The sequence below is a fragment of the Endozoicomonas ascidiicola genome (assembly GCF_001646945.1).
In the GTDB taxonomy this organism is placed as follows: domain Bacteria; phylum Pseudomonadota; class Gammaproteobacteria; order Pseudomonadales; family Endozoicomonadaceae; genus Endozoicomonas; species Endozoicomonas ascidiicola.
Genome location: NZ_LUTV01000012.1, coordinates 34,534 through 60,503, shown reverse-complemented (window position 1 = coordinate 60,503; position 25,970 = coordinate 34,534). Strand labels below are relative to the sequence as shown.

Genomic DNA, 25,970 nt, shown 5'->3' with positions numbered 1-25,970 from the left:
AGCGGTTAATCAGTGTAAGAAGCCTGCAACGAGTTGCGTGGATAAAGTTCAAATGATGGCATAAAAGGTAAGACCTGCACTCCCTTGAACCTGACTGGGGTCAGGGCCCGTAGAGGCCGAAGACCTGATGAGGCGGGAGTGAGCGGATTCCATCAGGGCCAGAGGCATTGAGACCTCACCCCAAAGGCCGGATATATGGAAGCATTACTCTTTAAAGTCATGGTGAAACTTTTCCTTGCATCGCGGGGCGGACCATATATGACACCAGTTTTGACACCAGTTTTCCAAACACCAGTTTTCCAGTTTTCGTCTGACACCAGTTTTCGAGCGACAGACGTGCTATTTAAAACCTACGACAACCTCTTACATTGCTTATTTTATCCACTCTTGGGCTAACGGACATAACCATCACAGTCTTCGCTGGTACGGCGGCGGAATAGACAGGGTTCAAAATACGACCCACGGCAATCACCGGCGTGCCCGCTTTTTGAATCGCACAGTGGAAGTCACTTTGATCAGATAAGCAGGACGCTGTGATTAACGCGTCCAGCATACGATGCAGTAATCATCGGACGGCATTTTTTTTGGTCGTCGGATCCGTCATTACCGATCGCGCCCCGCGACTTGATGCGTTGAGTTCTTTGGGATAACGAACCATACCGCACTCTTAGTGCTGAGTTCGTGATAGTGAGAGCCTCATTCAGTAGCTCAGCCCTAAATTCATAGTAGAATCTTTGTATAAACATTATACTGCGGGCCGTTAAAGACTCCCCGGCGAAATAATTGCCCACCTTGGTAGTATCCCAATGAAAAAGACCTTTACATTAGAACACCCTAAAATCAAAGCGCCTCGTATCGTCGACTCAATAAAGCATGACATCAAAAAGTTCCTCAAAAAAGAACGCCTGAAATCCCTGCCTTCCGGTACTCAATATTGGGGTTTCGATTGTAAACTTGGACAATCTGAAGAGACCGCAGCCGAGGTGCATGTTTCATTGCTAACGAAAGGCATCGATGAGCTTGTTGCAAACAACATAATGACCATTTATGTAGAAGTTACAGCGAAAGCCATGGTAGCGGTTGAAAAACTGCCTGCTCAGGAGGACTAGTTATCAACAACAACGATATTTTGCGCCGGGTGCGTTATATTTTTGATTTAAGCGATCCGCTAATGCTGTCTATATTTAAGCARGGTGGATATGAAGGAAGTAAGCCTGAGTTATTGACTTGGTTGGCCCGCGAAGGAGARCCTGGTTTTATCTTGTGTGAAGATGAAAAACTTGCTCGCTTTCTAAATGGCCTGATCATAAAGAACAGAGGCTCTAAGAGTGATGATATACCTGAACCTGAGCGTATTCTGAGCAATAACATGGTGCTGAGGAAGTTGAAAATCGCTCTAAACTTACAGGCCGACGACTTGCTTTCGATGCTTAAGCTGAACGATTTCGCTTTAAGTAAACATGAGTTGAGTGCCCTGTTTCGACGCCCTGATCATAAAAACTATCGAGAATGCTTAGATCAACTGCTCCGTAATATTCTTGATGGAATGGAAAAGCACTACAGAAAAGATAAATCCTAGCTCGAATATTTCATAAAATGAGGCAAGTTTCGCACATGCTTCTAAAGTTACTGCTCCRCTGGAATCAACCGGGGCACTGCCTCATAAGAATCRCTGACAAAACTGGTCTCTTCCWTATCAGTGACATGGTAAAGCATGGGTTGCAGCAATCCCGCATCAATAACATTGTTCAACTGTCGTAAAGCAAACCCCAGCACCGCACCCGATATGCCACCAATCTGTTGCGGGAAAAAATGTTCTGCATTTTTGTCAGGCCAGATTCCCATACGAACCACCCATTCCTGATCTTCATTTATGTAGGTGGCGTATACATCGTACATCCCGAGATCAAAGGTAGTGAAGGCAGTSAGCGRTGTACGGTGCAGGTAGCGTTTAGACTGACCTTTATGCAGTTTCAGTTTGTTGACAAAATCYGGCTGTRCAGCAAGRTCTGAMCGGATATCAGCCATAATGCTACGGCTCAGCATGTCGCYGGGCATGATAGAATTGATGACCATTTTAAGGGGTAGGAAWAACGCATAAACCAGAACTGYAACCGTCAGCARTARGATTATAATCAGTGCGCGGCGCATCATTTAGCTCGCACTCCACGGTAAAATATCTGTCACTTTTAATTGGAAGTGYGGTCGGTCTGGAAAGCCTTTCCAGTCGCCGCCCCAAATCAAACCTTYGGATTTACCGAYCTCTCCAATGTAAGCCCAATGACGACTATCCCAGTGTGGCTTGCCATTTTTATAAACGACGACGTCTACAGCCCAGCCATAATTGTGATAAGAAAGTCCGGGTTTGGCATTGGTCACAACCGGCCCGCTGGTGCTTCTGCCTTGTTCATACAGTAGATTTTGCTGAACAAGATCCCGGTGACCTTGTGTCACTCGGATATCAATTCCTTTTTCTCTCAGCTCCACTTTTACCTGCTCGATCTTCTTGAACAGCAATGGGTGGATGCCATAGGTGTTATCGGTATATCCCTCGCACGAGAAGATAAGGGGAGCAATGACTGCGACACTCTTATAAAAGAAGTACTTTGATGTTCTTGGGTACAAGGTGTGGAGCAAGACAACTCCGGCAACAAAAAATGAAAAACAAATAACCAGCAGGGTAGGTGCGTTAAGGGATTTATTCATTGACTGAGATAAAGGTATCTGTGTATTGGGGTGGTCTGGAAAAAAAGATCTTATTAGCAGTTTTTCTTACGGATTGAAATCATATTCTATGACTGCGTCGGTGATCACTCACGACCGATTTTCTATTTTGTACATCGTTGTCTTCCTCAAGCTCATTCCATGGCATGGGTAATGCTATTAAGTAAAGAAACGACTATCTCCATTTCTCCGGTTGATAATAAAATCCGCGCACCAAAATTCCCCGTTCTGAGTGCCTGAGCCCGGAAGACAGTTTATGTCCGTCCGGCAGAAGGTCCTGTGCCAGAGATAGTCCCATGTACGACACACATAAACCTGAATTGTTCGTTATTAAAGATGCCGCCCTGGGCAGCCCGGATAAAGGCGTCGTTAGAATTGTATTTACCAAAAATACGTTGGATGGAACGATCAGCAGGCCTGACCATTACCAGTTCCCCACTGGAGGGATATGGATCAGTAAAGGCTATGAGGAGATTGATCAGAAATTCAGGGAGGGGGAGCTGTTCATTCTCGATAACTACAGCCCCCAGAGTAAAGATGAGATTGGCTACACTCAGGATCACCATGATCACTGGTCTACGTCCACTGCCGTTCGCCCGATGGATGTAAACCAGATGTTGCCAGTGATCGATGCCGGATTGCCAGATATTAGCTCCGGGCATCTTAATCTGAATCGCAGCTTCCCAAAAGGACCGTTTTTTATACGTCATAGCGCTTCTATCTACGGTCCATTCACTGCAGATTATGTGGACAATGAGGTGATCTGTACGCCCTACAGTCATGTTGGTTTGAGTATCTCTAACCATTTTGTTGCCAAGGTGGATATCTACGGCGCTCAGGAGAAAGAGGTCTATCTGACACCGGATCCAGCCATGAAACAGGTGGCTTACGATGGATTTGTTTCATCCATCAGTCAATTCAGTCAGCAACTCAAGGGAGAGTGGAAAGAGCTGGATTACATCTCCGATACTCAACTGATCACTTTCTTTGCTAAAGGCAAGATGGGCAAGAGCTCGCCGATGATCAGCCGGAAGATGTCGGAGAGTTTTAAAGCCGTAATCAATGACTATCAGAAAAAAGAAAAGCTGTTAGGTAACAGTGAGCGTACATCTCGACTCAAGAAGGTGCTTGATAAGTACCTGGTGGGTAGCAGTGTGGGTGAAGAGATTATTGACGAGTACCTGAAAAGTGCTGAAGGTAAGTCTTTCTTGACCGCCTACCTGGCTGACAATCCGGGCATTGCCAGCAACTATTTGCCGGATTTGAATGCAAAAAAAGAACAGCTTGAAATTGAAATTCGAGATCTGCAGTCCAGAAAGCAAAGAAAAGAGCAGGAGATAGACACTGCCATTGCCCGGGAAAAGGCAAAGGCACAACAGATGATTGAAGAAATTCGAACCAAAAATATTCACGAGGTGCAGGAAGAGCGGAACCGGCTACTGCAATCCCTGGAAAGCAATATTGAAGAGAAGAAGCAGGCGCTTGAATCCATTGACCAGCAAACGGCAATGGCTCTGGATAAGCTGAAAGTCGTGGATGATATTCAAGAGCTGAAAGGCGAGGTGAACTTTCTTCAGCGCCGGGAAAGAGAGTTGGAGGATATTGTTAAGGCTCGGGAGGCGAAGCTAAAAAGTCCAGATTTACCCAGAGAGTTGACGGAAGTTAAGACGATTCTCGATTTGTTGCAGGGGAATTCCTACGAGGTTGAAGTAAAAAAGGCAAAACCGCTCCCGGTGAAAATGATGTCTGTGTCGCCGGATAATGGTGCTCAGATCGTCCAGTCGATGGTCGACGCTTTTGACCATAAAGGCAGAGCGTTTTCTTTTGAGGAGATGGCAAACCTGCTGATTACAGTGCAGCAGTCATTCCTGACGGTGTTTAAGGGATTGCCTGGTTCCGGCAAGACCTCAACGGCGATACGTTTGGCGCAGGCTTATCATTTAAGAGAAAGCGACAGTGTCAGCGATCACTTTCTGAATATTCCAGTGAGTCGTGGATGGGTTTCCGGGCGCGATCTTCTTGGTTTTTACAATAGCCTAAAAGGCAGTTATCAGCCGGCTAAAAGTGGACTCTATCAGTTCCTGCGCCAGGGGCAGGAAGAGCAGGCAGCGCAGCTACTTCGGCTGGTGCTGCTGGATGAAGCGAACCTCAGTCCGATGGAGCATTATTGGTCAGATTTTCTGGCTATGTGCGATACAGAGTGTCGTTTTCGTCAGATGGATACCGGCATGCCCGGTGATGATCGATTTCTGTCAGCCTCTGCCAACCTGCGGTTTATCGCCACGATCAATAATGATCATACGACAGAGCCTTTATCACCAAGATTGTGCGACCGTGTGCCGGTAATCTCCATGGATATTCCTCACATGCCCACGGCTCGAGAGTTTGGCTCGCTGGTGTTGGATGGTGCAATACCATTCCCGCAGCTGGATCAGTATTTTGGCTTACCTCAAGAGCTGGCGGTAGATGCACCGCCGGTGCTGTCTGGCTGCTATGACATTCTTGAAGCTCGTGATCGTACACAGGGCAATCCTGTTCTGATCAGTCAGCGCAAACGTAATGCTATGCTCGCCTATTACGAGGTGGCCTGCCGGTATCTGGATAGAAAAGATGCTGCCGACTTTGCCCTTTCCCAGCACGGGATTCCACTGATTAACGGGCATGGAAAACAATTTCTGAAGCGTTTGGACAAACTCCGTGAACATGCCATGCAGAATAGTTTGACCAGAACCACTCTGTTGATAGACGACATAATGGCCAATGGCGACAACTATGCCGGCACGTATTCATTCTATTAAGAGGCCGCCATGGAGCTGGAGATTGAAGTACTAAACGGCATTAGGCAGGGATTACGTTTCTCCCTGCCGTTGAGCGTTCAGGGTGTGATTGCACCAGCATCAATGCCCTACGTTCTGGAAACGGAGGCGCTGGCCTTTTTTGCCAGAGTCGATCGTGACTGTGAATCAGTGTCGCTCTCCCTTGGTGAGCGGACATTATCGTTTACCCAGGGTCGTCACAGCGAGTCCCGGGAGTTTGAGTTGTTTCCAGCATATCGAGAGAATGGCCTTCGAGAGGCGTTGTTGTTTAATTTCTTTGGGGTGGCAAGGTTTACTCTGGAAATCCAAAGTGCCGATGAAGTGGAACGTTTAGAAAGCGGTCCGCTCGAAGTGCTGGCCAGAGCTCGAACCGCTCACCAGGCTGAGACAATGGTGAACTTCATCCTTGATGAGACGGAAAGCGACCTAGCAGAAGCAACCAGTGCAACCCGCTTTCAAAGTGCAGCCGCCAATACTGGAGATCAATTGAATCAGGTGGTGGAGCGATTACAGGAACATACCAGAGTACTGGAAGAAATTTCACCTCATATTCTTGCTCGACCTTTGCGGGCGTTGTCGTCGGAAATGTCACTGAGCAGTGGCTCGCAGGCAGAGATTCAGAGTGATCAGGGCGTATCCTGGTTGATGGAAAATCTGTCGGTTCTGGAAGAAGTAGACGATAAAAATCAGGCACACCTGATGGTTGATGAACGTTGTTATTTTGCGTCGGAAGTACTGTCTCCAGTGGTGCGGGAGCATACGGATATCTATGAAAACAGGGTATTGCTGGGTTATCTGGACAACTTGCTGGTCTGTACTCAAAGCCTGCTGGAAGATTATGCGCCAGCAGAGCTGAGTCAACTGAGAAACTTCCATGAAGGCTATGTCAGTTTTTTTGCCTGTATGGAAGCCTGGATTCATCAAATCAACCTTCAGCAACTGGAAGTCATCAGAGAATGCCAGCGTCGTATAATATTTATACGACAGCAGTTTTTACAAAAACTGCCTGTTCGGGAAGGTGATCGTTCGCTGCCCCGTATTACCGCAAAAGTGCGTGGTCATCGAGATTATCTGACACTCTTTCGAATGATCACCGATTGGTATCAGAGTAACGGTTTCGATAACACGGCAAAGCAGTGCTTTCTCGCCATTAACTCCATGCCAGATCTTTTTGAATACTACTCATTACTTCGAGTACGACGATGGTTTTCACAAAATGAGCAGGCAGAAACACTGGAGACGGTCGGGCATTCACAATGGCGTACATGGCTTAATGGGTTTGAGCTGACGTTGTCTTATGAACCGATTTTTTGGATGGTCGGGAATTCCAGGGCAGGGCATCTGGTTAATACAGAAAACCGCTCAGTGTACGAGGCAAAAAACAACTGGTTAGGCCGTGTCAGGGATTATGAATTTTCACGACGATCTCCGGATATCACCATAGAAGTCAAACAGCATGGTCAAACCCTTGGGTTAATTGTTATGGATGCCAAGTACACGACTCGGGATCAGGCATTCAAGCATTACCTGGCGGAGTGTACGATGAAGTATGTTCACGGTATTGATCGTGCTGCATCCAGCGCGGGCGACGGCAGTCTGGTGAAAGCGATGATCATTCTGTATGCCGATTTTGAAGATGAATTTCTGGATTTTCATGCCGCCCCCTATGATGTGTATGGAACCCATGCACAAATGCCGGTGCTGGGTGCGCAGTCATTGGCATTGGATGTATCAGAGCAGTCAGGCGGAAGAAGTCTTGAGATGTTATTGAGTAGATTGTTGAGCCTATTTTCGACGTCGAAAACCAGCGATGCGTTTCGATAATGCCAGAATATGTGGGTAAGACTTGAGAAGCTTCTGAGCAGGTTATCAAATCTATTTTCGATGTCGAAAACAGTGGTGAATTAGTTGGTGCTATGGCCAGCGGTTATGCGCTGGCATGAGTTTTAAGCAGAATAGTCTGACTGGCGGTCAGAATTATCAAATATAGTAAGACCGCCTGCCGGGGTGATTACCTCTAGAATTCACGGGCATTAAGCAGGTTTTTGATCCATGACATCACAATATCGTTCGCTTCCTTTTCGGCACTGTGATTTCTAATACCTTTAATTTGGTCATATCCTGTCACTGCGCCATTCCTGACCTTTACACCAATAGTGAGCGGTTGTGGGTGATCCATGTGGTAGACGAAATACTCGCCTTCTTGAATCCGTCGTGTATAACTGGCAACGCAATGCCTCATAAGGTCTCCCTCATCAGCCAGATCTGCTGGGGTGAGGATTGGTTTAATCTCAGAGGTGCCAGGATGAGGTGGTTTCGGAAAGGGCAGAGGTTCTCCATGCTCGTCCAGCAGTGCTGTAAACTGTCCCGGACCATGATGTCTACCGTCGTTGTATTCATCAACTACCCGGTTATGGATATTTTCAACGGCGTTAAAGCTTCTGGCACCGGCCAGTCTTTCCTGGGTATCAGGATTGTTACCAGACATTCGGCAAGTATCGGTTACCAGCTGAATCAGTTCTTCGTATTGCCAGTGACAGTCTATTGCATCAAGAGTATTGGCCAATGGACGACCCGCTATCCAAGGCAGGCGTTGAAGTAAACGCATCAATGGGCGGTCAATTTTCTGTTGATGACGAAGATGAGTGACAAGGGATGGCTGTCGCCAAAGTTGTCTTACCAGCTCAGACATTGATGGTATGTAGCTTTCCAGCTGAATACGCTTGACTGCTCGCACAGAGGATTTAGTGGCAGCTAACCCCATGGCTCCTAAGATCTGGTGTTGCTTTAGATTGAGCATTTCACGGAACTGACCATTAGACAGTTTATGGGTATCCATATACTCCCTTGCCAGCCAGATTAAAATCGGATTTGAGCGAAGCAGGTCACTCATTTCCTGCCATTGGTTAGCCATCTGCAGTAGCGAAAAACTCCAGAGCCGGAATGGTTGCAGGATTGTAATCAGATCTTCGGGAATGGTTGACTGCCACTGTCGTATTGCAGGGCTGCTTGTCGGATTAATCAGATTAATACCAGGCTCTGCAAATAGAACTGGTTGATGTATGTCATCTGACAATTCAGTATGCCATTCCAAACCTTGCTCCCAGCCATAAACGACAAGTCGGCAGGGATAGCCAAGGGTCTCTGTCCAATCAATTTCCAGCCTGTTCTCTGCTTTATTCCAATGAATCGTTTGAGGCGTGTTATTGGCATTGCTTGCGTGCTGTGAATTAGTTGCCAGCATTCAGGGTTGCTCTCCATAAGCGTCATCTACTTCTTTGGCAAATGTGCGCGAGTCCTTTGGATGGTTAAGTTGTGTCAAATCTTGATCAGTCAATATATCAGTATTACTACCAACGAGTTAGCCTATCAGACTGGCAATTTCTTCAGGCAACATTAAACGTTCAACGTCTTGTACTATGGCATCAATAATAAAGGGCACAACCCATAGCCGTAGATCTTCACTGAACTCAAAGGCTGATTCTATCGGTACCTGAAACTCTGCAGATTGCGGGTAGATCAAAATCATATCCCCTGAACCGCCCAGATACTTCTGCCCATAAGCGAACATCTGGTAGAAGTCCCCCTGAGACAAGCCAAACTTTTCCGCGCTATTGCCTTTGCTGCTGGCGATCACTTTCCATTTGGTGTCCAGTACCACAAAGGGTTTTTTGTTCCGTTCAATCAGTAAGTCCGGCTTCAGTCGAAACCAAGGAGCGCCATTGAAGTTCACCAACGCTTTGGAGCTCGCTTGTTCTTTAAGTTTGAGAGGCGGTTGTAGTTGTGTTCTCAGTACACGGGCAACATAGGTTTCAAATACTGCTTCCATGGGGAAAAGTAATGAGAAGGCATGGGTCTTTCCTGCTGACGACAGAGGTGACATGCCTTCCAGTATCAATTTGCTCCATGATAGTGGGCTTTGATAATGATCCATACCCCGATTGCGCTGTATTCTGGAAAAATCCTGTTGAATATTCTGGCTCAGGGGCACGTCAGAGAAGGGTTGCAATAACTCACGACACAGTTTTTGGTTGTGCTGACTTCGGCTGAGTTTCAATACTTTGTTCAGGGCAGAGTGAATCAGCCGGTTCGCTGGGCGATCAAGTTGGTATTCATCGTAAGCCACATAAAATCGATGCTGGTTAATCAGGTTATGCTTCAGTTGTTGTGCAACCTGCAGTTTGCCTTTCATAAAGTACAGGTTGTCTTCTGTGCGCACATAATCGGAACGAAGACCACGCTTGATCAAGTGATTCACGCTTTCCAGGAACTGGCCAATAAATATCTCCAGAAGTGGCATGTTTTGACAGGCGATCTGGGCATTCTGCAGTTGGATATGACGAAAGTGGCCGATGGAGCGCAACATGTTCAGCAGTGATGCTCTTGCAGACTGCTGATCATCTGCATTATTGCTTCGACCGGTCTTTGGCAATATCTCAATATGCAGGCCATCCGGTGTTGCTATTACACCGGCATAATTTCTGACTTGCAGCGCCCGATGACCGTGGTAACGATTGAGTCGGAGAAGGGAACCGAATTGATCGGTCCCTTCCAGGCAGAGCGTTTCGAGATAATCAAAGGCCGCTCTGCTGATTTTACGACAACGCTCGTTTTCGATTCGGGTACTGAGAAAATCATATTCAAAAATCGAAATGGTGTTGTTCATTGGGTACTCACTGGTTATCAGATGTCGGGCTGCTGCCAGTGGTTATTTGCAGATACGCTTCTGGTGTAGAGAAAGCATGGTCATTAATGACGAAGACCTTCCGGTCATCTGCGTATTGGTCGGCTGCGTAGGATGCGCCAAAGAGCTGTTGAGTATTGAACGCTTGCTGTGTCACAAACTGAAGCTGTGTATCGGTCTTCTGGTTGTCGCCCAGTATCAGACAAATTTTTTCCCAGTCTTCAAAGAAGTATTCCTGCAGTAGAGGCAGGATTTTCTTTTTAAAGATGGATGCCAGCTCATCGAACTTGTCGTTATCACTTTCTTTGTGAGCGATTGGCATAAAGAACGCATGGCCGAGAGAGTGTTCGCGGTCGTAAAGGTATTCAATACGATCATTCAATGTTCGCAGTATGTCGGCTATGTTGATGCCTTTAACGACCATGCCGTTCAATGGTGTGTAATCCGGCATCATTTCAATATAATCAAAACGACGACGCAACGCTGTATCCATAGTAGCCAGTGAACGGTCTGCCGTGTTCATGGTGCCGATGATATGCAGATTGGACGGCACCGAGAAGGTCTCGCCGGAATAGGGAAGCTGTACTGAGAGCGCTTCTTTTTGGCCGGCACGTTTCGACGGTTCAATCAGAGTGATCAGCTCTCCGAAAATTTTAGAGATGTTGCCACGGTTGATTTCATCAATGACCAGTACAAATGGCTCGGGTGCTGAGGCTGTCACGGCATCGAAGGCGGGTACATCATAAGTCTCAATCAAATGGTGCAATATGGCTTTGACATAGGATGGGTTGTAGATCCTCTCCTGATTAATCCCCTGATACTCATTCCAGATATGCTCGATGGATACTGGATAGCCTTTGCCCAGGTTCTCGTTGGTTGTGCCCTCAGGGAAAGCACGGAATGTCGTGTTACCATGAAATTCAACACCAAAAGAGTTGCCTTTTTTGGTGGTTAGGGTCATCCGATTCTCTAGCTCTAACTGCAATTTGAATTGTTCAATCGCCATAGCAAGAGGAGAGCCTGCTGTCGTTGTGCCGCGCTCTGCATCGTTGCAGATTTGTTTAAAAATACCAGGCTTCACATCGTAACTGATCTGGCCATCATCCGATTTGGCCTGCAATCCTTCAATAAACTCTTCATAGCTGAAGCTTTGATGAAACGTAACAAAGCGGATGCGTTTGGCGCTAAGTAAAATGTCATACTCTGCTTTCAGTATTTCCCGATCGGTGCAATCGTGAAGTTCTGGTTTTGCGGCTTTAACCGCTCTTTCAATCACGCAGTAGGTTTTGCCGGTGCCGGGTGGGCCGTAAAGAATGGTGTTCGTTCCGATAGGTGTTTCCGTTGTCATAGTATTCTCCGGAGCGGCAACTTCAAGCTCATCGTCTGTTATCTTTTTGGTTTTCTGGTAGAGATTCCAAAAGGCGATATTCCGTTTCAGAGGGTTCCAGTCTTCAGCGATTAATGGAGTAACCTCGTCAATGATATTTTTGCTGGCTTGCCCCCAGCTTCCCTTAACGTCCAAGGGGATATGAAAGGCTTGTGTGAGCTGTTTGCCAAATTTTTCAGGAAACTTATTATCGGCGGCACAGATAAAATCAGTTGGGTTGGCAGCGGCAAAAAATCGGTTTATTTGTGCCCGATAAACGGCAGCGAACAACCCTTGCTCTTTCCAGCTCTCCCATTGCCTGCAAACCGTGTCGTATTTTGCAGGAGAAGGGTCGCGAAGAATGTCGAGGGTCAGTTCTTTCAATAGGCTTCTGTTTTTTTCCACCTCACTACCGGAGAGCCCGTTGGAGCGAACGCTGGCAATCGGATGCTCTTTCTCTCTGCTGTGCCAAAGTAAGCGCAGGTCGTCGTCCAAAACCTCACCGGAGGCATGTAGATGTTGAGCTCTTTCGCAGGTAGCTCGGTATTTCTGAAACCAGGCATCATTGCTGTCTTTGTTGTCGTAGCACCAGCGCAGAGCAATATCGAGGCTGTGCTTGCCTTTGTTGGCTGTCCATAGCTGGGACAGTTCAGTTTCATAATCCGGTTTAATCGCTATCCCAGAAGACTGAGGGCTCCATTGTTGCTCGGGAAATGCATGCTGTAGCACTAAAAGAGGAAGTGACCCTTCAGATTGATCCATCCTGACGTCAGTAAAACGAAAGCGAATTTTGCGTTTTTGTTGTGCAAGATCGCGAAAATCCGATTCGTCAAAGCTCTCCTGAGTGACGACTCCTCTGGCCACAATGCCTCGTGGCTCTTGACCGACACGAATCAGATATACCGTGTCATCTATTTTCGGCTGTTGGCTATTACACGACCAAGTGATTTCTTCGCCAATATTACAGGACTCATCTTCCCCGAAAATGAACAGGGTCGGATTCCATGTCAAAAGATATGCGCTCATTATCGTTGATGTAGCTCAGGCAAATAGATAAAGGCAGGGAATATAATGAAAAAGACGTTTGGTTGTTATCCGTTAAAATCATAGGGAGAGTAGGGATATCTATCCTTTATTGAAGAAGTGTAAATACTCATGTTTACAATTCTTAACTACAGATATTATTTACAGCCTATTTACGTGCGTTATTGGTAGCAGCACATTACATCAATTGCCCTTACCTGTTGACTTAGGTTTCTCCAACCTTAAATAAGTTGGTGCTCTTTGATCGCATTTCTCAGTGTTTCAGAGCATAGATTTTGGTTATTCACTCAATGAAAAAAAGCAACATCTTTTGTGTTTTGGCGTGTGCCGTCTTGTTATCCGGGTGCTCTACAGGCTATGGCCTCAAAGAAGCTCATGAAAAACTGTTAAACACGTTGAAGGATACCTTGCAAACAGAGGAAAGTGAGCAAGGGAGTGAGGATGGCTTGCCTAAAAAGGAACCGACCGAGAATAACAATACAAACCCGGAACAAAGACCGCAGCCAAAAAAAGAAAAGCCAGAGCCGAGGCAGCCGCATAAGCCTAAGCGAGAACAGCCGGGTAAACAGACAGTAGAACCAGAGGCACCAACGGGAGAGCCTGAACCTCAGAATACGTTAACGCCTGAAAAGACCGAGCCTCCTGAACCTGTAAAGTTTGAGGAGTTTCAATTACCGCCTATGCCGGTATTGAAATTTAATCCCAATTTTCTGGCACCGGAGAAGTTTCAGCACCCGCTGCAAACTTCGGACAATCTGGTGTTTATGCTTGGGCAGGATAAAAAGGGTAACTATCTATATTCGGAAGGCGCTATCACCGATGGTGCTTACAAAAAGTTCATTCGCTACGTGGCGCACTTTGCAGAAAAGGGCATCAAACTTGATCGCTTAATGATGCACAGCCCGGGAGGAATGCTGGCGGAAGGTATTCAGATTGGCCAGTTTGTGCGAGAGAACCAATGGACGACAGATCTGGATCAACACATGAGGTGTTATTCCAGCTGCGCAATGATTTATGCAGCCGGTGTTGAAAAACGTATGCAGACAGGTGCGGAAGTAGGTTTTCATCGACCCTACATTCCAAGTGAACCAGACACGCCTGAACTGATCGAACAGGTTTATCAGGATTACCAACCTTACTGGAAATACGTTCAAGGTGATCCGGCTTTATATGATGATTTTATGAAGAACTACGGACGTGATGACATGTTGGTGCTGACAACAGAAACCGCAACAAAGCACATGAAGATTGAGAAGTACTGATGTCTACAGCATTAATTACACCAGAAAATGACAGCAGCAATAATCCGATCACTTATCAAAGAGTGGCAAGGTACCTCGAAGTGCATGCCATGGACTTTCTGCTGAAAGGCATGGCTCTGTCCATCGTGGTATTCAACGTGATGGGTTATAAAGAGCTGTTTAATGAAAGCAATAGTTTGTTCGGTATTACGCCATTTGGTTTTCTGATAGGTCTGGCAGAGTTTGCAGTACTGGTCTGGACGACGAGTGTTATCAAGAACCTGCCTTCTATGAGCCGGGTCTTGAAGATTTCAGTTGTCCCTGTAGTGATAGGGTTTTGGGTTCTATGTTTTACGGGCATTAATAGTTACCTGAAAAACAGTGCCTATGATGATCTGGAACAGTTCCAGACGGCGAAAACACAGTATGCCAATAATGACGTGTTACTTAAGTCAATTGATGAACAGATAGTTGTAGCCCAATCAGCGTTAAATGCTGCTCGGGAGGAGCGGATACAGGAAAACAGTCGAATCAACGAATTACAGGCAGAAGCGAGCTCGATTTCTGGCAAAATGTCTGATCGTCGAATGACAACCGCTGTTTGTGATGAAAACCCTGACTGTTCAGCAGCGGTAGCGGACTATCAACGACAATCTAACAATATTCAGCGACAAATTGACTTGCTTTACAGTTCAGTGGCAGAAAAGCAGAGTCAGATGTCAGCTATTGAAGCTGAACTAACGGATTTGAACAAAGATAAACGCGAACTCTCGAAACAGAATCGTGACAGCATTAACCTCCATGCCCAGTCAGAGAGTTCATTTTCTGTGAAAAAGCAGACGTATGAAGACATTGTGATTGGTGTGTATGAGCTTTTTGGTTTCCAAAAGCCGGATGATCCATTTTCAATTTTCATCGGTTTCATCAGCTTTATAATCTATCCGGTTTATTTATTGCTGAACTTATATTCCAGCCTGGGTTCTACAGCTAACCGTGAAATCAGGGAAGCGAAGAAGAAGGTGCGTCTAGCAGGAGCGTTACGCAAAGCCGAAATTAAAGCTGAGATTGCCGTTGAAAAAGAACTGGCTCAGAAAGAAAATCGTAAAATTCGCAGTGCGATAGCGAAGGAAAAACGCATTCTGGCTCACAAGAAGGCCATGGATAAAATCAATTACGACACGACCAACCGTGGCAAGTTGTTAAAGTATCTGCGCGTGTGGGCGAACCGTCGCCAGAAGACCCGCAATATCGAAGTGATTAAAGAAGTTGAAATCGAAATTGAAGTTGAAAAACTGGTGGAAAAGCCGGTTGAAGTCATTATTGAAAAGGAAGTTAAAGTCGAAGTTGAGCGGATTGTTCAGGTTGAAAAAGAAGTACCGGTTTATGTTGACCGTGTTAAGAAAGTATCTGAGCCAGTCTTCATCACCGAGCCACAAGTGGTTATCCATGAACGAATCATTCCTGTACCAGAAGGAATCAGCGCAAAAGAACTCGAAGAGCTTCTAGCAGGCCTGCCGGCACTGAATGAGGTGACTAAAAATGAACCTAAAATGACTGTGGTTCAATAATGCGTACGATCGATCTTTCCGTTATGCAGCGCTATGGTCAGAAACGTATTCGTGAAGAGATAGCAGACTCTGAAAATGTGGCAGAGAATGTTCGGCCTGATAGTAATGATGGTGAACGACGGGTTGAAGGTATTGACCATGGCACTGCTTCTAACGAACTTTCAGGTAGCCATCAACAGGCAGAAGAAAAGGATGCGGAGTTTGTAACGCAGAAGCAGCCTGTTACCAGTGCTGATATTCAGCCGTTCAACTATCGTAGGCAAAATGTAGAAATCCCTGAAGTGGATCCGTTCGAAGGCACTGAAGATATGTCGCCGGAAGAGCTGGAAGCGCACTTGAAAGAACATAATGCCCGTGAAGAGATCAAGAGTAACTGGGAAGTCGAGCAAGGGCGCATCGAAGCCGAGAGGAACAAGCAGCTCCTTAACGCTGAAACAGAGCTCCTCAATAGCCAACGTAAAAATAAGGCTGCTCGTGATAGCACGGATATTGATATAGAAACCAAGAAGCAGCAGGCAAAATATCAATCTGAGAGAGCGATTTTGGCGGAAGAAGCCAAAACACAAGACTTGCGAAATCAGATAGAACTTCAGAATTTAGAAACACAGCAGGTTCGACTGGACCAGGAATCTCAACGGATCAAAAACCGAGAGCGAGAACATCAACTGAAAGTTGATAAGAGAAGGGAAGTCTCAGAAGCTCGACGTCAGAAGGGTAAACGAATCTTTCACACTTTTCTGATGATACTGTTCGCGATTTTATTACTGCTGATCCTTGCTGCCATTGCTCATCGCATGTGGCGTTGGTCAGTAGAAGAGCCGCTAATAAAAGAGGTGGTTGAAGAAGTGATCGTTGAGAAAGAGGTGATTGAGGAAGTCATCAAGGAAGTAGAGGTTGAGAAAGAGGTCATTCCACCAGAATGCACTCAGATCCGCCGCAACGGTAAGGTTTACGTTTCCTGCGATGGAGTGACCATTGATGGTGCGCCGACTATATCTGAAAGTGGCGTGGAAGTGCCGGAGCTGTTGGGGGATCCGAATTAAAAAGGCGCTCTTAGAAAAAATAGTAATGAGATACGTCATGATTCGATTCATCTGGCAGGCAGGCTTTTAGTTTGCTTGCTTGCCAGAACAGATCGTTACGTATTCAGCAGAAGTATATAGGTTACGAAATTCTGAAGAATGACTGGTCTTCTCTAAAAACGCCCTCATTGCAATAAGGGCATGGCTTTTCATCCAGATCGTAGGGATCTACAAAGTTTGTGGACTTGCATTTTGTGCACTTTGTTTTCGGTTTAGCCGAGTCGGTTTTGAATTTTCTTCCGCAGTCCAAGCATAGGCAATACGACTCATAATCTGTGCACTTTTCAAGCTCATCCATGTTGGGATGGTAAGCATAGACCTTTTTGCCTTCATCATTCAGATAATAAGCGTCATTGTCCGACCAGGCAGTGATTTCACGTTCACAATTGTCGCATTCAAAGCATTTAGCTTGGGCCATACTCTTTTTTCCTAAATAGGCTCATATTAACCAGAATAAAAATTCTGGTAGCAGTGAAATTGTTGTCAGAGAATCATGTATGGTTTGGGTTAGATAAGTTAAACAAAGCCTTCATCAACCAGTTCATAACCCTCAACAGTAATGTGGTGTCGCTGACCTGAACCGCCCATCACCCGACACCAGCTTTCACTGATTAGCTGGATCTCGCAATTATCATTTCTTTCAATCCAGTATTTGAAACCGCCATACATACCGTTTACCGGAAACCAAGCTTCGGTATCGTCGGACGCGGCAATCATTTCAAGGGTGGGGAGTTCGATGGCATTCTGGTTTATAAGATCGCCAACACGCTCCATGATGACGCTATGGAAATTTTTCTGAAGCTTTTTGAGTGATTCATTGGAGGTGTTAGTATTCATCACTGTTCTAATCTCTGGTGGCTGAAATTATTTGGTTTTGAAGAATTGATTTGGCTTTTGCCAGATCGACTTTCTGGGATTTTGAAATATCGGTAATAAGTTGTTTGCCATATACCCATAGGTATTTGTCGATAGAATAGTTGCTGTGTTTCTCTAGATTGAATGTTTTTTTGAATGTCAGAAACGTTTCAAAGAAAGCAGCGTAACTGACTGGTGATGCAAAGCTTAGACTTTTGTAGCCAGCTTGCTTCAGGTAGCCAATAATCAGTATCCATATATAGCTATCATAAATTGGTACTTTGTATTCACTCAGGAAGTGAACATATTTTGAGCAGAATGAGAGATTGTGTCGTTTGTGTTCTTTGCCTGAAGTACTACTCACCCATGATACTTTTGCTATGTCGTCCACCAGTTCGGCATACTGATCAGTGCTGAAATTGTCATGGTTATTATCGATGTGCTCTACTATTTTTGATACGACTGGGTCAATGTATCGGATAGCGGTAGAGTAGATTTGGTTCAGAGCTGCCACTTTGATGGATACTTCGTATCTGTTTTCTTCGTCATTTAAGCTGGCAAACAGTTTCTGTAGGCTTTTATCGATGTTTTCTCCTTCATTATTGGTGTATTTCTTTGAAATAGAGTGGAAGTTAGTGCTGATTATTGGTTGTAATTGCATAAATTGAAATTTCAGTTTTTTGAACCATAGGAACCTTGGCTTCTGAAAACCATGGCATCAACATAGGATGTACCGAACGACTCCTTTCTGATTCGGTTCTCACACTTGGGACAGAGAAGAACCTCTCCTTTGGAGCTTTCTTTGAATTGCTTCAAATTCTCTGATTTTATGGAACAGCTGGAACAATTGGGTATTCCGGAGGCATTCGGCCATTGATTCCGGAGGCATTCGGCCACTGATTCCGGAAACATTCGGCCACCCATTCCGGTAACATCCGGCCACTGATTCCGGTACATTCGGCCACCCCCTTCCAAGCCAGCGGCGCAGTCTATTTCAATAACCGTTACCCTCGTTCTTGAGACCCAATCAAGGATGAAGGGATAGCATCATGAAGAGACTGCCAATGCGCAAAATTCGTGAAGTAATCAGGCTCAAATTTGAGCACAACCTCAGTGAGCGAAAGATTGCCCGGAGCTGCAATATTTCCCGCTCAACCGTTAAAGATTATCTGGCCCGGTTTTCTGTTTCTGAGCTGTCCTGGCCACTGCCAGATACTCTGGATGAGAAAGTTCTGGAACAACAGCTGTTCCCCGCCAAGTCATCGGATAACCGAAGCCAACAAGCGACACCTGACTGGAGTCAAATCCATCAAGAGCTTCACCATCCTAACACCACCCTGATGTTACTTTGGCAGGAGTATAAAAGCTGTCATCCCGATGGTTATCAGTACAGCTGGTTCAGTGACCAATACCGGTCATGGAGGAACCAGGTCGATGTGGTCATGCGACAAAACCATGTTGCCGGGGACAAACTCTTTATTGATTATGCTGGTCAGACGATGACTGTCGTTGATCAGTTCACCGGTGAAGCGCGACAGGTACAGATTTTTATCGCCACACTGGGTGCCTCCAGTTACACCTATGCCGAGGCCACCCGGAGTCAGTCACTTCCCGACTGGATCGGCTCACATATCCGGGCCTTTGAGTTTTTGGGAGGCATTCCCAACACACTGGTGCCCGACAACCTGAAGTCCGGCGTAAAAACGCCCCATCGGTATGAACCGGTGATCAACCCGACCTACCAGGATCTGGCTGAACACTATCAGGTAGCTGTCGTTCCTGCTCGGGTAAGAAAGCCTCAAGACAAGGCCAAGGTTGAGTCTGCTGTGCAGGTGGTTGAACGCTGGATACTGGCGGGACTGCGTCATCAGACATTCTTCACCCTGTCAGCACTGAACAAGGCGATCCGGGGCTTACTGGATAAGCTGAACAGCAAGCCGTTTCAAAAGCTACAAGGTAGTCGTCGTTCATTATTTGAGTCACTGGACAAACCGGCACTCAAGCCTTTACCGATCGAACGCTACCAATACGCTGAATGGAAAGAAGCTCGTGTGCACATTGACTACCACGTCTCAGTGGATGGTCATTTTTACTCCGTGCCTTATCAGCTGGCAAAAAAACAACTCTCCGTTCGCTTCACCCAGAATACGGTTGAATGCTTCCACCAGGGACAACGGGTTGCCAGTCATCAGCGTTTGTATCAGAAAGGTCGCTACAGTACCCAATCTGATCACATGCCAGAAAAGCACAAACAGCATGCCCAGTGGACACCGGAACGACTCCAGAGCTGGGCTGCTAAAACCGGACCTGAGACGGAAGCAGTGGTTCGACGAATCCTTTCCGACCGTCGTTATCCGCAACAGGGTTATCGAAGCTGCCTTGGCATCATGAGGTTGGGGAAAAGCTATGGTGACGTACGACTAGAAAACGCCTGCCGTCGTGCACTTTTTACGGATGCTTGCTCATACCGCAGTCTCGAATCAATCCTGAAGCACAACCTGGATCAACAGCCATTACCGCAGCTTGAGCCGGAGCCCCCATTACCTGAACACCATGAGAACCTGCGTGGTTCTGACTACTTCCACTAAACCATCATGAATAATAGAGAAAGGAACCAGAACCATGTTATTAAATCCAACATTAGAAAAGCTGCAAACACTGAAACTGTCAGGCATGCATGAAGCATTGAATGAACAGTTAAGCAGTGCAGATATAGATCAATTGTCGTTTGATGAGCGCCTCGGTTTGATGGTTGATCGGGAAATTACTACCCGTGACAATCGTCGCCTAAAAACCCGGCTTAAAAATGCACGACTACGGCAGAATGCCTGCATGGAAGATATTGACTTCCGCCATCCTCGAGGTCTTCAACGAGAGCCGTTCCAGCAGTTACTGGGCAGTGGCTGGATAAAGGATCATCAAAACGTCATCATCACCGGCCCAACAGGCGTCGGGAAAACCTGGCTCGCCTGCGCCCTGGCACAGGAAGCCTGTCGTGATGGTTACACCGTCCATTATGTGAGGCTGCCAAGACTGCTTCAGGATCTTAGCCTTGCCCGCGCTGATGGTCGCTATCTAAAGCTGATGGCTGCCATGGCCAAGACTGACCTGCTCCTTCTTGATGACTGGGGACTGGCACCGCTGAGTGAAAGCCAGAGGCGCGATCTACTGGAGTTGGTTGAAGACCGGCATAACCTCAAGAGCACCYTGATTACCAGTCAAATGCCGGTTGATCATTGGCATGAATTGATTGGAGATCCGACACTGGCAGACGCGATTCTGGACCGGCTGATTCATAACGCTCACCGCGTYCCCCTGAAGGGTGAATCACTGCGAAAGAAACAGGCAAAACTGGCGAAGTCCGAACCTACGTCCTAAGCTGCAAAGCGATGCGTCGCTGCGCTCCGATGGGGGTGGCCGAATGTTACCGGAATCGGTGGCCGGATAATCCCGGAATAGGTGGCCGGATGTTTATGGAATGGGTGGCCGAATGCTCCGGAATGCGCAAACAATTGAGAATGCCTTTTACTAGCACCCCTTTTTTTGAAATAAGTGTGATTTTGACAGTGCTTACAGCGCTTCGCTTTTTTGAGCGTAATTTCTTTTTGGCTTTTGCCCGGGCTCTTGCTTCTTCTGCGACTTTCCTTGTTTCATCATCAATGATTTGTTGCTTGACTGCTATCACCGGGGCTCTGTTGGTTAGTTTTGCATTGTGCACCTGACTCTCTGGGCTGCTGTTTAAGCATTGGAGTCCTCTCTTTTTAAATTGGATAGGTATAATGCGCTTCTCGAAATTATCTTCAGTCTGAACTTCAAACTTTTCTTTCTTAGAGGTTTTTTTTCTTGGGAGGTTTGGTCAGCTGCTATGGAAATTTTACTAAACATACTAACGTCAATGCAATAATTGATGGTTTTGGAAGGTTCTACATCCTGTTGGCCACAGGATATCGGAACACTCGTGTATCTGAGCTTTTGGGGGTAAGGGATTCCTTGACAACGAGGAATATATTTTAAGGGCTTCAAGTTATCGTCAGAATCATAGCACAATGCGCAGTTGCTCAGCACTGACTCTGACGAAAGTTCAACTTCCTGTATTGAGTATTTCAGAAGCTTAGCTTTGAATAAATCCATTTTTTTGAAAAGCAAGAAAAATCTAGTATTGCGTATGGTTTAACCTCAAATTTCAATGAGGTTGGCAATATCTTCCAGAACGCTAATCGCAGTATCTGCATTGTCTTCACCAAACCATGACCAAAATACATAGGATGCCTTGGTGATCTGTTTATCATGAGACTGACCAAAAAAAGGTATCTGCTCCAGAATCTTGTGAAGGTGACTATCCCGCCTTGCCTGAATCATGATGCGGATGTTTTTTTTCTTTTCGCGCTATAACCAACTCTGAAATTTCGTAAACCCCGAGCTTTGGCGATGCCATTATCAGGGAGTTTTAGTGCTTCAGAATACGATGTTTCAGTAACATCATCGGAACTAACAAGAGGAGTGCTGCCAAATTTTTCTGAAATGGAGATACAGCGATCGACAAGTGGCTGAATACAGGGTTTGTATTCATGATGGTTGTGCATAGACGTTACTCAAAAGACGGATATGAGTTAGGGACTTGGATGCTCATAATATGAGCTGAATCTGATCTAACTGGGAAATCCAACGGCATGTAGGATTCCTTCAGATCAGATTCGGCTTCAGGAAAAGCTACTTGTTTGAGTGAATTTCTGTTTGTGACTCTTGTTTTCCGGACGTGCTCTGCCTGGCTAAAAAGGCAGCGTTATCAGGAAAGCAAAACTGCTTTTTTCTGGGGCTGGGGCGAGCTAACAGCTTATGTTCAACAAGCTCTTTCAGTAATTTATCAAGAGCGCTTTTGCCAATGAACTTGAATTCAGGGAAGTTTTGCTCAATCAGGGAAAACTCAATGTAAACCTGTCCCGTTTGCTCTATATGCTGTTTATAAATAGACTCAAGCTGCTTATAGAAACTACCAATAAGCGACATGGCGAGTAAGTTTTTCTGCTCTGAGGTCAGAGAGTTTTGATCATGAACATTACCTTCAATAGTGTGGTCAGAACTCTCTTCATGAGTATCTGTAATGAAGTCCATTTGAATATCTGATTTAGTATCAGCTGTTTCAGACGTATGCTCTTGAAACAATGGTTCATCCTGACTAGCGATATCCAGTACGCTTTGCTGCGCGGATGCTTCACCTCCAGTGTTTTCAAACAAATTAACCTGCTGCACATTTGTTTTTTCAGCAGTGGCGCTACTGGCAATGTGGTTAGAATAATCCCCGCTGATAAGAGCAGATATCGAGCCTGCGGTATCGCTTAAGGTGATTGGTTGGGCAACACTTTGCAGTTTCGGAATACCTCCGTTAAGGAGAGACTGATTACCTGCATGGTTGGGGTGCTTATGGTCTGATACCAGCAGGGGAACCCAGTCATTTTTCAGGTTTTCTATCGCCCCTTCCCAAGTTCCGCTTTTTTTACCTTGACCGCTGACCGATGAACAAACGACCACCGTTGCCTGAGACAACAGGTAGATATATTTGTTTCTCTGCATTGCATTGGCCGGGCTGAAGCGACTTTCCGGGAAGAAAGGGCTGATAAGGGCTAACTTTCCGTTTTTAAGGTGGTTACGCCACTGGCTGCTTGCACTGTTCTTAAAAAGGCTATCCGCAACAATGCCAACAGCTGAATTTCCGTTGTTCATGGATGCCAGCATAGCATGGCTATCAATACCTTTGGCGGCACCGGACACAACTTGAAAACCAGCGTCGTTGATCTGTTGTACATAGTGATTTGTCGCATCGAGATCATTTTGCTGGCAATCTCTTGAACCAACAAACCCAACAGAATTTTGAGCCAAGAGTGCCGGGTTGCCAACACCAAAGAGAATTGCAGGAGCTTTGTCTTTGAGTTTTTTCTTTATCGTGCCTGGGTATAAATCATGGCTACGATCCAGAATCCATATGCCTGCAGCACTCCACTTATCGAGAGCCATGCTCATACTTGCTCCGCGGTTTAGCAGAGACTGTAGCCGTGGCACGGTAATATCTGCGATAGTTCTGTCTAACGATCTGAGCATAACCTGCTTCTTAACAGGTAGGTGTGATTCAGACTGCTCCCATCGAATACAAATCTCAGCAAATCTTGCCTGGTCGAGTAAGTCGACAGGTTTATAGTCATGAAAATTTAGCCAGCGGGCAAAGTATCCATAGCCATTTTCTGTTAATGGCTTAACATCACGACTTTCGTTAGCGTTGAAATATGCAGTGAGCAGTAGGACTGCTTTGGTATGCTCGCTGATCAAACTATCTACGTTATCCATTGTTAGCCGTACTCGTTAACGCAACGGGAATCACCTGCTTTACACCATGCCTGCGGAGTAAAGCGCCCGCAATGGTAAATGTCCATTTTGAATCAACAGCATCATCAATTAACCAAACTGGATTGCTGTATATATTACCAGTATTTATTCCGAACGCACCATCCAGGTTTTTACTCTGATGAAAACTGTTCTCCATGGTTTTCTGTTGAGGTCTGATCTCGTTCACACAAATGGCATCTTTACACGGAACCGCAAGAGCCGCTGCAAGTTTATAGGCAAAATCTCTGACCAGATTTGGGTGCCGTGGTGATGGGATATAAGTAATCCATGTCGGACGTTCCGCATACGTCATACTGTTAATCATTTTGACCATCGGGGCGATCAGTTCATCACTGAATTGCCCTGCACTTTTACCCTGGGCTACCAGATCGCCCCAGCCACCATCTTTCCAGGAGGAAAGAGCATAGCCTTCTTCACATTTGAGGTTATTATCACGATAAGGAAGTTTATAATTGGCAAAAGCCTGTCTGGCATTATCGCCGGAGCTAGCAAAAGTCGCTCGAGCTTTAATCTTGATATAGCGATGACGCAGAAAATCATTAGCCTGAATGACCAGATCTTGATCAAAATCACTGGCTAACTGTTTGTCTGGACGACAGTTTGCACATTTACCACACTGAATAATCTGCTCATCGTTCAGTTCAAGCCCTAAAAATTGCATCAAGCACCGATCAGAATGATGGTATTCAATAAGCCTGCTCCACTCGGCTGCCTTTATCGTGTTCAGGCGCTCAATTTTCTCCTGTGGTAAATGGTAATCAAATTGAGTCCTATGATATTCCGAACCGTCTTTGAGAATAGGAGAGGGGTTTTCTATAGCCAAGAACTTCACAATGGCCTCAATCTTACCTTTTGAGAAGTTTACGTGAGGCTCAAGTTGGCTAACTTTAATGCCGTCATATTCTTCGATGACAGTTAATAGCCGTTTTATCTGGCTCTCTTTGGGGAACGCATTATCAATGAAATATTGCTGAATCCGCTGGTCATCATCTCCTATCATCAGAATACCGATGGCGTGGGGAATGCCTCGTCCGGCACGACCAACCTGTTGGTAATACTCGACAACATTGCCCGGAGCCTGATAGTGAATGACAAAGCTCAAATCAGGTTTGTCAAAGCCCATACCTAAAGCGGATGTGGCAACAAGCGCTTTAATCTGATTATTAATAAGCGCCTGCTCCAGATGCACTTTCTCATCAGTGCTATCAATATTGCTGTGGTAGGCACGCGCATCAATGCCTTGTGACTGTAAAAAGCCGGCAACAACCTCACAATCCTTGGTCGTCTTGGCATAAATAATGCCGCATCCTTCAATCCTTGGAAGGTGTTTAGCCAACCAGGCTAACCGCTCGGATTTACAGGATAAATGGATATTCTGTAACTGCAGCGCTTCCCGTGTTAGCGGACCTCGGATGATTTGTAATTGCTCTCCAAGCTGACTCTGTATATCTGCAACCACACGATTATTGGCGGTAGCGGTGGTGGCCAGAACGGGCATGTTCTGTGGCATATTTCTCAAAACACGGACTATTCTTCCATAGTCCGGCCTGAAGTCATGCCCCCAGTCTGAAATACAGTGAGCTTCATCGACAACGAAAAGCCCGATATTGTTGCTAATGGTGCTGAGAATACTTTCGGCAAAATAGGTTTGACCCAGCTGTTCCGGTGCAATAATTACAGCATCAACCTGCTGAGCCACAATTATTTTCTCAGCAGCTTTTTTTTCATTGTTATCCATGGACGAGTTATAGGAAACAACGGTCAATCCCAGTTTGGCAGCCGAATCAATCTGGTTCCGGATTAACGACAACAATGGAGAAATAATGATCGTCGGCCCATAACCCTGCATACGTCTGAGTTTGGTCGCGATAAAATAGACTGCACTTTTACCCCAGCCTGTCCTTTGTACCACCAATAGCTGGCTCTGGCGTGTAACCAACTCATCAATCGCTTCCCACTGATGCTGGTGGAACACAGCAGCTTGGTTTTGCGTCATTTGCTTGAGAAGACTGATTGCTATTTCTTTCATGAAAATTTGATAGATTAATATGAGATGTGAAGGTGATAAAAAGTAATGTAAACCAAAACTCACTTGAAACCATCGGTTTTATTTTGGTTTTGGCTTAACCGGTTTTCTGAGCACCTCTTCCTCCTCGTCAAGAGACGTCTTGGTATGGAGTCTGTCGGCTAA

At 45.9% G+C, this 25,970-nt stretch carries 21 protein-coding genes; 10 read left to right on the top strand and 11 right to left on the bottom strand.

Translation table 11 applies throughout. From position 1 onward, the window contains the following. Window positions 1-343: 343 nt before the first annotated feature. Complete coding sequence (locus AKL11_RS25435) at window positions 344-553, bottom strand: hypothetical protein (protein WP_157673708.1); 210 nt, start codon at window positions 551-553, stop codon at window positions 344-346. 253 nt (window positions 554-806) lie between these two features. On the opposite strand from AKL11_RS25435, the gene AKL11_RS23580 reads away from it, so the two are divergent. Together AKL11_RS23580 and AKL11_RS23575 are read left to right on the top strand one after the other, a co-directional pair. Then, window positions 807-1,109 (top strand): DUF6172 family protein, encoded by a 303-nt coding sequence (locus tag AKL11_RS23580; protein WP_067522677.1) that lies wholly within the window; start codon window positions 807-809, stop codon window positions 1,107-1,109. A 20-nt stretch (window positions 1,110-1,129) separates the two neighbouring features. After that, window positions 1,130-1,579 carry a YehS family protein gene (locus tag AKL11_RS23575; RefSeq protein ID WP_281180480.1) on the top strand — a complete coding sequence of 150 codons (450 nt, stop codon included), beginning with the start codon at window positions 1,130-1,132 and terminating at the stop codon, window positions 1,577-1,579. Between the two features lie 47 nt (window positions 1,580-1,626). Here AKL11_RS23575 and AKL11_RS25430 read toward each other — a convergent pair whose 3' ends face one another. Both AKL11_RS25430 and AKL11_RS23565 read right to left on the bottom strand, forming a co-directional pair. After that, complete coding sequence (locus tag AKL11_RS25430; RefSeq protein ID WP_157673709.1) at window positions 1,627-1,899, bottom strand: hypothetical protein; 273 nt, start codon at window positions 1,897-1,899, stop codon at window positions 1,627-1,629. Window positions 1,900-2,154: 255 nt separating this feature from the next. After that, a complete protein-coding gene (locus AKL11_RS23565) occupies window positions 2,155-2,706 on the bottom strand; it encodes a M15 family metallopeptidase (protein ID WP_095210653.1) in 552 nt (183 codons plus the stop codon). Window positions 2,707-3,020: 314 nt separating this feature from the next. Between AKL11_RS23565 and AKL11_RS23560 the strand changes: the two genes are divergently transcribed. Together AKL11_RS23560 and AKL11_RS23555 are read left to right on the top strand one after the other, a co-directional pair. After that, window positions 3,021-5,522, top strand: coding sequence for an ATP-binding protein (locus AKL11_RS23560; RefSeq protein WP_067522673.1), 2,502 nt, complete (start codon window positions 3,021-3,023; stop codon window positions 5,520-5,522). Between the two features lie 9 nt (window positions 5,523-5,531). Further along, window positions 5,532-7,364: a hypothetical protein gene (locus tag AKL11_RS23555; protein ID WP_067522671.1), complete on the top strand. Its 1,833-nt coding sequence runs from the start codon at window positions 5,532-5,534 to the stop codon at window positions 7,362-7,364. Window positions 7,365-7,557: 193 nt separating this feature from the next. Here AKL11_RS23555 and AKL11_RS23550 read toward each other — a convergent pair whose 3' ends face one another. The 3 genes from AKL11_RS23550 to AKL11_RS26105 form a co-directional block, all read right to left on the bottom strand. Further along, window positions 7,558-8,784 (bottom strand): PcfJ domain-containing protein, encoded by a 1,227-nt coding sequence (locus tag AKL11_RS23550; protein WP_067522669.1) that lies wholly within the window; start codon window positions 8,782-8,784, stop codon window positions 7,558-7,560. A gap of 117 nt (window positions 8,785-8,901) precedes the next feature. Further along, complete coding sequence (locus AKL11_RS23545; RefSeq protein ID WP_067522666.1) at window positions 8,902-10,206, bottom strand: McrC family protein; 1,305 nt, start codon at window positions 10,204-10,206, stop codon at window positions 8,902-8,904. 7 nt (window positions 10,207-10,213) lie between these two features. Continuing rightward, window positions 10,214-12,601 (bottom strand): McrB family protein, encoded by a 2,388-nt coding sequence (locus tag AKL11_RS26105; RefSeq protein WP_157673741.1) that lies wholly within the window; start codon window positions 12,599-12,601, stop codon window positions 10,214-10,216. A 323-nt stretch (window positions 12,602-12,924) separates the two neighbouring features. On the opposite strand from AKL11_RS26105, the gene AKL11_RS23535 reads away from it, so the two are divergent. Genes AKL11_RS23535 through AKL11_RS23525 form a run of 3 tightly spaced genes read left to right on the top strand, consistent with a single transcriptional unit; the run spans window position 12,925 to window position 16,486 of the window. Next, window positions 12,925-13,896, top strand: a complete 972-nt coding sequence (locus AKL11_RS23535) for a hypothetical protein (protein ID WP_067522661.1) — start codon at window positions 12,925-12,927, stop codon at window positions 13,894-13,896. Next, window positions 13,896-15,443: an IMCp domain-containing protein gene (locus AKL11_RS23530; RefSeq protein ID WP_067522658.1), complete on the top strand. Its 1,548-nt coding sequence runs from the start codon at window positions 13,896-13,898 to the stop codon at window positions 15,441-15,443. The genes AKL11_RS23535 and AKL11_RS23530 overlap by 1 nt, the downstream gene beginning before the upstream one ends. Beyond that, window positions 15,443-16,486, top strand: a complete 1,044-nt coding sequence (locus AKL11_RS23525) for a hypothetical protein (protein ID WP_067522656.1) — start codon at window positions 15,443-15,445, stop codon at window positions 16,484-16,486. Before AKL11_RS23530 ends, AKL11_RS23525 begins: the two co-directional genes overlap by 1 nt. Window positions 16,487-17,041: 555 nt before the next feature. On the opposite strand, the gene AKL11_RS23515 is transcribed toward AKL11_RS23525, so the two are convergent. Both AKL11_RS23515 and AKL11_RS23510 read right to left on the bottom strand, forming a co-directional pair. Beyond that, entirely contained in the window at window positions 17,042-17,362 is a 321-nt protein-coding gene (locus tag AKL11_RS23515) for a hypothetical protein (RefSeq protein ID WP_067522652.1), read from the bottom strand. Between the two features lie 7 nt (window positions 17,363-17,369). After that, window positions 17,370-18,041, bottom strand: coding sequence for an HI_0787 family protein (locus tag AKL11_RS23510; RefSeq protein ID WP_067522649.1), 672 nt, complete (start codon window positions 18,039-18,041; stop codon window positions 17,370-17,372). A gap of 388 nt (window positions 18,042-18,429) precedes the next feature. Here AKL11_RS23510 and istA point away from each other — a divergent pair, with 388 nt between their 5' ends. The 3 genes from istA (at window position 18,430) to AKL11_RS25425 (ending at window position 21,102) form a co-directional block, all read left to right on the top strand. Beyond that, window positions 18,430-19,968, top strand: coding sequence for an IS21 family transposase (istA, locus tag AKL11_RS23500; protein ID WP_095210652.1), 1,539 nt, complete (start codon window positions 18,430-18,432; stop codon window positions 19,966-19,968). 34 nt (window positions 19,969-20,002) lie between these two features. Next, window positions 20,003-20,758: an IS21-like element helper ATPase IstB gene (gene istB, locus AKL11_RS23495; protein ID WP_067522644.1), complete on the top strand. Its 756-nt coding sequence runs from the start codon at window positions 20,003-20,005 to the stop codon at window positions 20,756-20,758. A gap of 89 nt (window positions 20,759-20,847) precedes the next feature. Next, window positions 20,848-21,102, top strand: coding sequence for a hypothetical protein (locus AKL11_RS25425; protein ID WP_157673740.1), 255 nt, complete (start codon window positions 20,848-20,850; stop codon window positions 21,100-21,102). Between the two features lie 454 nt (window positions 21,103-21,556). On the opposite strand, the gene AKL11_RS23480 is transcribed toward AKL11_RS25425, so the two are convergent. From AKL11_RS23480 to AKL11_RS23465, 3 genes are all read right to left on the bottom strand, one after another. Continuing rightward, window positions 21,557-21,739 carry a hypothetical protein gene (locus AKL11_RS23480; protein WP_067522638.1) on the bottom strand — a complete coding sequence of 61 codons (183 nt, stop codon included), beginning with the start codon at window positions 21,737-21,739 and terminating at the stop codon, window positions 21,557-21,559. 351 nt (window positions 21,740-22,090) lie between these two features. After that, on the bottom strand, window positions 22,091-23,719 hold the full coding sequence (locus tag AKL11_RS23470; RefSeq protein WP_067522633.1) for a DNA-processing protein DprA: 1,629 nt from the start codon (window positions 23,717-23,719) through the stop codon (window positions 22,091-22,093). After that, the gene (locus AKL11_RS23465; RefSeq protein ID WP_067522682.1) at window positions 23,712-25,808 is read right to left on the bottom strand and encodes a RecQ family ATP-dependent DNA helicase; all 2,097 of its coding nucleotides are present in this window, start codon (window positions 25,806-25,808) and stop codon (window positions 23,712-23,714) included. Before AKL11_RS23465 ends, AKL11_RS23470 begins: the two co-directional genes overlap by 8 nt. Between the last annotated feature and the right edge of the window lie 162 nt (window positions 25,809-25,970).